This is a genomic window from Meiothermus luteus, from assembly GCF_003574085.1.
Taxonomy (GTDB): domain Bacteria; phylum Deinococcota; class Deinococci; order Deinococcales; family Thermaceae; genus Meiothermus; species Meiothermus luteus.
On the sequence record NZ_QWKZ01000201.1, the window covers coordinates 1 to 1,407 of the forward strand.

2 protein-coding genes are annotated in these 1,407 nt (G+C 71.3%); both read left to right on the plus strand.

What is annotated here, in order from left to right; all coding sequences use genetic code 11:
* Positions 1-714 (plus strand): VWA domain-containing protein (locus Mlute_RS15245; RefSeq protein WP_119361344.1); only part of this gene is annotated, 714 nt, incomplete at its 5' end.
* On the plus strand, positions 711-1,407 hold a 697-nt coding region (locus tag Mlute_RS15250), incomplete at its 3' end, for a cobyrinate a,c-diamide synthase (RefSeq protein WP_119361345.1). The genes Mlute_RS15245 and Mlute_RS15250, both read left to right, overlap by 4 nt.

The following is a 1,407-nucleotide window of genomic DNA, read 5'->3' on the forward strand; positions in this document are numbered from 1 at the left end:
CCTCACCCCCTGCGGCTGGAAGCCCCGCCCCTTCCTCAAGGGCAGAGCCAGCCCACCCCCCGGGGAACCACGGTGAGGGCCACCCCGGAGGAAAATCCCGAGCGGCTCGAGCCACGCGCCTCCTTGCTGCACGCCGCCGCGCGGGGGGCCCGGCGAATAGAACGGCAGGACCTTCACGCCCGCATAGAAGCCGGCCGGGAGGGGCGCAGGCTGCTTCTGGTGGTGGACGCCAGTGGCTCCCTGGCCGCCCAGGCTCGTATGGCCTGGGCCAAAGGCGCCCTTCTACGGCTTCTGGAGGAGCGGCCTGAGGAGGTGGGGCTCATCGCTTTCCGGGGAGGAGAGGCCCGGCTGCTCCTGTCCTTCACCCGCGACCTGGAGGCAGCCAAGCGAGCCTTGGAGCACCTGCCCACTGGGGGGCGCACCCCTCTGGCGGCAGCCCTGGCCCTGGCCCAAGCTCACCTGGGCCCGCGCACCCGGCTGGTGCTGGTAACCGATGGCCGGGCCAATGTGCCCCACCAAGGGGGCGACCCCTGGGGCGAGGCCCTGGAGCTGGCTCGGCGCATCTCGAGCCCTGCGGTGGTGCTGGACGTGGAAACCGGCCCCCAGACCCTAGGGCGGGCCCGGATTTTGGCCCAGGCCATGGGCGCGCAGTACCTCCGGCTTGACGACCTAAACGACCACGCTGTCCTGCTCAGGCTGGAGGAGAGGCCGTGAACCTGCCCCGCTTAGTGGTGGCCGCCCCCCACTCTGGGGCCGGCAAGACCACCCTAAGCCTGGTGCTGGCCGCGGCCTTTCTGGACCGAGGTCTTCGGGTGCAGCCCTACAAGGTGGGCCCCGACTACCTGGACCCCACCCACCTCAGCCGCCTCACCGGACGAACCGCCCGCAACCTGGACAGCCACTTCCTAGAAGCTCCCGAGCTGCTGGAGGTCTTCCGTCGGGGGGCCTTGGGAGCCGGGCTGGCCCTGGTAGAGGGGGTGATGGGCCTCTTTGACGGGAAGGACGCCCTGGGCCAGGTAAGCTCTACCGCCCAGGTGGCCAAACTCCTCCGGGCCCCGGTGGTGCTCTGCGTGGACGCTTCGGCCATGGCGGGCTCGGTGGCCGCCTTGGTGCGCGGCTTTCGCGATCACGACCCTGGCCTTTGGTTGGCCGGGGTGGTGGTCAACCGGGTGGGCTCTGCCCGACACGCTGCCCTGCTGGAGGAGGCCCTGCGGCCCTTGGGGGTCCCCTTCCTAGGCTACCTCCCGCGCGAACCGGCCCTGGCCCTCCCGGAGCGCCACCTCGGGCTTTGGTCGGCCGCAGAAGCCGAGCCAAACCGGAGCGCCCTGCTCCAAGCAGCCCAGCACCTCAGGCTGGAGGACCTCCTCTCCATCGCCCAAAGCGCCCCGCCTCTACCCAGCCTCCCCC